We start from the raw sequence: 5,798 nt of genomic DNA on the forward strand, positions 1-5,798 counted from the left end.
TGCTTCTTGGCTGTTGTGAGCTCGTAATCCGAGAAGCCAAGCTGCTTGCCGCCCATCAACCCAGTCCTGGCCTGCGGTTACAGGCTCATTTTCGCGCAGATAGGCTGGGTTTTCCAGAGTCTCCTTAAGCGTATTGCAAAGCTTTAAGATTCTGTGCATGATCGGTTCCTCTGCTAGAAAGGATTGCTTGAACTATGGCAATGATTGAATCCTACAGATCTTTTTGGGTGAAGTCCTTCGCCTTTGGTGGAAATACAAAGCGTTCCGATTTCTGGCTTGCTTATGCGGGTAACGCAATCGTTGTTGTTTTCCTTTTGGTCTTTGGCTTCCTTTTAGGCTCTCTACTTGGAGATTCCGGCAATGTTACACCAGTTGCGCTTATCGTAATTTATTCGGTTGCCGCAATTGTCCCCAATATCTCAATTCAAGCAAGGCGCCTTAGGGATGCTGGCTTTAATCCCTGGCTTCTTCTTGTTAGTCTTGTGCCATATGTTGGCGGGATAGCTCTCTTTATAATGTATCTGCAGCCTTCCAAGGTGCCTTCGCCTGTATAGCCTTCGTCACTTCACTACTCGTAGCCACCCCCATACCAACCCATCTCCTTCCAGCCCTCCCCCAATCCTTCTTCGCCCGCCCCGCCGTGCTGGTTGCCCCGAGCTAATCGGTTGCCTCTAGGTGAAGTGCCAACCAAATGGTGATTTCTTTTAGCCAACAGAAGCCAACAACATTTCACTCAGGCATGTATTCAATCATGATAGTCCCCTCTTGGTCTATATATTGCCTGTATGTGATTCCAGTATTGTCGTTGTCTGACCAAGAGGCTTTGCCGCGGCATTTTAATTCGTTATCTGACTTGGAGATTTCTGTTGGGTCGTAAATTGCCACCAGTGCAAAGCCCCTTGATGCTCTATCTTTTTCGCTAAGGTCAATAATATCTGAGCGTATATTTTCGCAGTTAGAAGCTGCTTGATCCGCTTTATTTGAAAGGGATTCACACCCTGCAGTGGCTATCGCTAAAATCGCTGCAATTATTGCCATTCTGACTGGAATTGGTTGTTGATCTTTCATTTGGATGAATATACGATCTAGTTGATAATATAGCAATTCTATACCGCATGATTCGGCAAGGCCTTCGCCCCCTTTAATCTATCTTCAAAATTACAGTTGTTCCCCAAGCCACTCCCTCAGCCACCAACCTCACCCTGCACCTCCCCCAATCCTTCTTCGCTCGCCCTGCCGAGGTGGTTGCTCCTGAGCTCATCGGCTGCCTGCTGGTGAAACGCCAAGAAGGTGGCGAGCTGCTGTGGGGCGTGATTGTGGAAACGGAGGCGTATTGCCAGAGCGAGCCCGCCTGCCACGGTTATCGCCGCCGCAGCCCCAGCAACGAAACCCTGTTTGGTGAGCCAGGGCGGTTTTATGTCTATGTGAGCTATGGCATTCACCACTGCGTGAAGCGAGCCTTGACTTCAAGGAGCTCAGGCTGGGCTTAATTTTTCAGCGTTGGCAGCAGAGAAGCCAGCCAACTCCCAAGCCACTGCCCCAGAAAACTCCCAGATTTTTTCTCCCAGACACTCCCCCCAGCTACGAAGGGCTACAAGCCCAGTTGGCTGACTTGGCTTAGTCAGTGGTGCAGCCGTAGCCGTAGTGCCAGCAGCACCAACCCCACCTTGCTCAAGCCGCCCTCTCTACGCAACAACAACGGCAGCCTGCAGATGCGGGTTGGCGGTTGCCGCCCCGCCACTTCACGTCTATCAGCTCAGACTATGGAGCATGTTGCACAGGTTGCTTTATGTGGATCACTGCTGAGACCCATGAGGAGAATTGCCAACTGACATTCAATTGACGACGAGAAGCTTGATAAGCTTGATGCCTCTCAATGGTAGAAATCCTAGGTTCGATCTACGGCCCCATATGAGAATCAGGCCTTGGCAACCATTCCCCTAGCAATATCACTGCGATTTACTCTGCAAGCTATCGCGGGAAGACAGAAAGCCAAGGGTATAAGATATGACGCCAAAGAGCGCTCCAAGTCATGGCAGTATTGATGCCAGATATATTTGCTTGTGGTAGGCCAAGTTTTCACCCGCCAGCTTTCCTAGTCATGCCGAGCAAGAGAGGCTGACATATAAGTCCAGCAGAGCCTGGCGTTACTAACGGTCGATGCAATAAAGAGGACATCAATGATTGCAGATCATTATTGTGATAACTACCCTAAAAGCGCGTCAGCGCTTCCTCCATTGCCTGAGCATCTCGGCACCAGATCCACGAAGGCTTTCGTAATTAAACCTCTTGCTCGATAGACAGCTTGATGGTTTGCCATTACGCATCCCGAGGTTGACGGCAGCAACACGTAGGCGTGGGTTGCCGTGCCAGTCGTGATTAAGATATTCACGATCGCCAATATTGAAGGCAAAGCTCCGTACCCCTTCACCCTGCGGTGATTGCGGCGTGTATCCATATGCAATCCGCAGATAACTACCAGCTATGCAATCTGCCTGAAGTTCGTCAAGGACTGAGCTCCAGACCAAGTTCTTCGAGAAGCCTGTCACAGCATGCTGGCGGCCGTGGGCCATTTCATGGGCTGCTAGGTACCTCACTGCAGAGGCTCCGTAGTTTTCCGAAATCGCGTTGAGTGTAATTACGGATACATAAATTGTGCGGTCTAGCTGGCAGTAGAAAGCTACCGAATCACCATTTCCGACATTTCCGCATCCGGTTTTATTTCTGGGAGCGGCAAGAATTCGGGACCTTACGCTTGCTACGGAAGGATCCAGGTTGCGAAGGGTTGTCAGCGTTGAGAGAAACAGCTGTTGGGGGTTGCTGCCTGCTTGTGAAGGGCCTGAGGCGAGGCTTACCAGCAGTGCCAACCCTGGAAGCAATGCGATCGAGGCTCTCACGGCGTCCATTGAAGTGACTGACAGCCTTGCTCATAGCAGACTGCCCTGAGGCTTCCTGCATGAGTCATGGTCACTGCCCATCTCTATTGGCGTAAGGAAGAGGTTCAGCATCAACTTGCCTTGAAGCCCCGATACGTGATCGGCCGCGATCCCAGTCGATGCGATCTAGTGGTTCCCAATCACTGGCAAGGCTGTTCGCGGCTGCAGGGGGAGCTGCACTGGGAGTCTGGTGGTTGGGTTATTCAGGACGGCGTGGCTGGCAAAGCCAGCGCCAATGGAACCTTCCGTGCCGATGGCCGCCAGCTGCGGAGCCCAGAGGAGCTGGGAGCGATCCATGAGTTGACGCTATTAATTGGAAAGGTGCCAGACGAGCGAATCCGCATTCAGATCCAAGGGCTTGGGCCGCCTGCTGCGGTACGTAAGGCAACTACGCCTCCCGCTCAGGCGCCAATTTCGCTCAGCGCCGTGCAGCAAGGCACGTTGAGCATCGGACGTCAGTCCAGCTGCAACATTTTTCTCGATGACCCGACAGTCTCGCGGGTACACGCCTTGCTGCGTCCGGAGGGCAATGGAACTGCCCTACTGGAAGACCGCAGTAGCAATGGACTGTTCATCGATGGCAAGAAGGCTGGACGAGTCTCACGCATTGCACCTGGAGCGGATGTTCGGATCGGGCGCGGACGTTTTCACTGGGATGGCAAGAAGTTGGTGCAGCAGGGCGATCAGCTCCGTTTTGGAATTGAGGTAAGGAACCTCGAGCTGCCTGATCGCATCAGGTCGATGTCGCTCTCAATTCAGGGCGGGCAACTCGTGGCACTCGTCGGCGGAAGTGGTGCAGGTAAATCAAGCCTGCTTACTACCCTGGCAGGCCAAAACCCTGAATACCGTGGGCAAATTCAAATCAGTGGTGATGATTTGCGGCGGAGCATCGGGGCCCTGAGGCCATTAATGGGGTTTGTACCACCGGACGACATTGTCCATCCGGAGCTGAGCGTCTCCGAAGTTCTGACATTTGCTGCAAGGCTGCGAATTCCAGACAATGAGGCTCGGGAACCAGCCGTGCAGCGGGTCATGCAACTGCTGGAAATAGATCATCGTAGAAACGCCCTAGTGCGAGAACTCAGCGGCGGGCAGCGCAAACGGGTGAACATCGGTATGTAACTGGTAGCTGACCCTCGATTGCTGTTTCTAGACGAGCCCACCTCGGGTCTGGACCCAGGCCTCGATCGCAGAATGATGCGGCTGCTGCGCCAGCTGGCGGATCGTGGCCACACCGTGCTTGTGGTGACCCATGCCACGGCCAACGTGAACCTCTGTGATCAGCTCGTCTTCTGGGTCGTGGAGGCCGGTTGTGTTACGCCGGCAGTCCCAGTGGGTGTCTACAGAACTACAAGGTAGGTACGGACTTTGCCGAGGTTTATGAACGGCTCAATTTGAGTGATTCAGAACTTGAGCAGGAAGCAGAAAGATTTCGCAAGCAACAGCCACTGCCTGAGCTCACAGCAGAGTCCAAAGGTGCACTCGCTCGTCAGGTTGCTCCAGCAGCCTTGCAGCCGGTACGGCAGTTCGGCAGTCAGCTCAAGACAGTCCTTCATCGAGAACTGTTGGTTAGCTGGCGGGATCGTGTCTCCCTCGCGCTCAACATGCTGACGGCACCCATAGCGATCCTGCTGCTGGCAGGGGCCATCCAGAAGCCAGAAGTGTTTGAGGTGCCAAGTGAAGGACTTAATCCATCGCTGCTGCCACTGGCCATCAAGGTGATCTTCGTGATGAGCTGCGCATGCATCTGGACAGGTATCAGTACCCACATTGGAGCAGTGGCTAGGGAGCGACCGATCTATGAACGGGAGCGGAGCTTCAATCTGCAGCCTTTGGCATATGTGACCGCAAAAGGACTGATGATCTTGCTGCTAGCCATACCTCAGGCGCTGCTAATCGCTAGCGTCTCTGCCGTACTGTTCCGCCTGCCAGCTCTCGGTGGCATCGGGTCAGCGACATTCGGCTACTGGATGGCAGCATTGCTCACGATCGTGGCCAGTGGTGCGATGGCACTGTTTCTGTCCACCCTGGTGAAGGACCAACGGCAAGCGGGTAGTTCGTCTCCGCTGCTGCTGATGCCACAGCTGATTCTCTCTGGTGTGCTGTTTGAAATTGGCAGTCTGACAGCTCTTTACCCAGCGGTTGCCAGTCGCTGGGCAGTCAAGATCTTTGGTGCGTACTCGGCGCTTGAGAAGCTTTATTTGGAGCCTGCACTGCCGACCTTGCCAAAGATCGATATTGAACCCTATGCATCAACCATCGCCAATGTGCGTGACAGCAGCCTTCTGCTGCTCCTACAATTTGGTTCGTTCATCTTGCTTGCTTTGATTGCCCTGAGCCGACGCAAGGGCTTGAAAGGCTAATATAGTGCGCAATTCGCTATCAATTCGATCCATGCATGGCAAGACTCGTTATCCACTGCTTGCAACGGCTGCACTGCTTTTGCTGCTTGCAAGCGGCTGCATCCGCAAAATATCAGGCGTGTATAAAGATGCAAATAATGTAATGTCTCTTGATTTTCAACCAGACGGCAGGGTTTATTCCCGCATCATGGGCGTTCCGGTTGTGTCTAATTACGAAGAGAGTGGAAGCAAGATCATCTTCAAGGGACCCGAGGGAGATGCTTTTGTTGACATTGTAGATGCTAATACACTTAGCATTGATCACCCGCTCGCTGAATACACCGGGAGAATCGAACTTAAGAAGCAACAGTGAGTTGACACGAAACTATTTAGTAAAGGGTACCTCGAAATTTACGAGATTTGCCAGCCTCTGATCACCATAAAAAAATGCCTTTCGGCATCGTCGCAGCAGATCATAAGTGCTCAAGCAATGCAATATTGTCGGCAAATTGATTCGTAC

At 52.7% G+C, this 5,798-nt stretch carries 7 protein-coding genes and 1 pseudogene; 6 read left to right on the forward strand and 2 right to left on the reverse strand.

The window, feature by feature from the left end; translation table 11 throughout:
- Positions 1-200: 200 nt before the first annotated feature.
- Complete coding sequence (locus KBY83_RS15270; protein ID WP_255020416.1) at positions 201-554, forward strand: DUF805 domain-containing protein; 354 nt, start codon at positions 201-203, stop codon at positions 552-554.
- A 175-nt stretch (positions 555-729) separates the two neighbouring features.
- On the opposite strand, the gene KBY83_RS15275 is transcribed toward KBY83_RS15270, so the two are convergent.
- On the reverse strand, positions 730-1,068 hold the full coding sequence (locus KBY83_RS15275) for a hypothetical protein (protein WP_255020417.1): 339 nt from the start codon (positions 1,066-1,068) through the stop codon (positions 730-732).
- Between the two features lie 89 nt (positions 1,069-1,157).
- On the opposite strand from KBY83_RS15275, the pseudogene KBY83_RS15280 reads away from it, so the two are divergent.
- Positions 1,158-1,487, forward strand: a pseudogene (locus KBY83_RS15280) (DNA-3-methyladenine glycosylase); the annotation flags it as partial.
- 735 nt (positions 1,488-2,222) lie between these two features.
- Here KBY83_RS15280 and KBY83_RS15285 read toward each other — a convergent pair.
- The gene (locus tag KBY83_RS15285) at positions 2,223-2,897 is read right to left on the reverse strand and encodes a neutral zinc metallopeptidase (RefSeq protein ID WP_255020418.1); all 675 of its coding nucleotides are present in this window, start codon (positions 2,895-2,897) and stop codon (positions 2,223-2,225) included.
- Between the two features lie 66 nt (positions 2,898-2,963).
- Between KBY83_RS15285 and KBY83_RS15290 the strand changes: the two genes are divergently transcribed.
- Genes KBY83_RS15290 through KBY83_RS15305 form a run of 4 tightly spaced genes read left to right on the forward strand, consistent with a single transcriptional unit; the run spans position 2,964 to position 5,651 of the window.
- Complete coding sequence (locus KBY83_RS15290) at positions 2,964-4,058, forward strand: FHA domain-containing protein (protein WP_255020419.1); 1,095 nt, start codon at positions 2,964-2,966, stop codon at positions 4,056-4,058.
- Between the two features lie 18 nt (positions 4,059-4,076).
- Positions 4,077-4,295: an AAA family ATPase gene (locus KBY83_RS15295; RefSeq protein WP_255020420.1), complete on the forward strand. Its 219-nt coding sequence runs from the start codon at positions 4,077-4,079 to the stop codon at positions 4,293-4,295.
- Between the two features lie 35 nt (positions 4,296-4,330).
- Complete coding sequence (locus KBY83_RS15300) at positions 4,331-5,299, forward strand: ABC transporter permease (protein ID WP_255020421.1); 969 nt, start codon at positions 4,331-4,333, stop codon at positions 5,297-5,299.
- A 31-nt stretch (positions 5,300-5,330) separates the two neighbouring features.
- Entirely contained in the window at positions 5,331-5,651 is a 321-nt protein-coding gene (locus tag KBY83_RS15305) for a hypothetical protein (protein ID WP_255020422.1), read from the forward strand.
- Positions 5,652-5,798: the final 147 nt, after the last annotated feature.

It is taken from the genome of Cyanobium sp. WKJ7-Wakatipu, from assembly GCF_024345355.1.
Taxonomy (GTDB): domain Bacteria; phylum Cyanobacteriota; class Cyanobacteriia; order PCC-6307; family Cyanobiaceae; genus Cyanobium_A; species Cyanobium_A usitatum.

Coding starts and splice junctions, on each gene's coding strand:
- KBY83_RS15270 (WP_255020416.1), top strand. CDS start 201: ATGATTGAATCCTACAGATCTTTTTGGGTGAAGTCCTTCGCCTTTGGT.
- KBY83_RS15275 (WP_255020417.1), bottom strand. CDS start 1,068: ATGAAAGATCAACAACCAATTCCAGTCAGAATGGCAATAATTGCAGCG.
- KBY83_RS15290 (WP_255020419.1), top strand. CDS start 2,964: ATGGTCACTGCCCATCTCTATTGGCGTAAGGAAGAGGTTCAGCATCAA.
- KBY83_RS15305 (WP_255020422.1), top strand. CDS start 5,331: ATGCATGGCAAGACTCGTTATCCACTGCTTGCAACGGCTGCACTGCTT.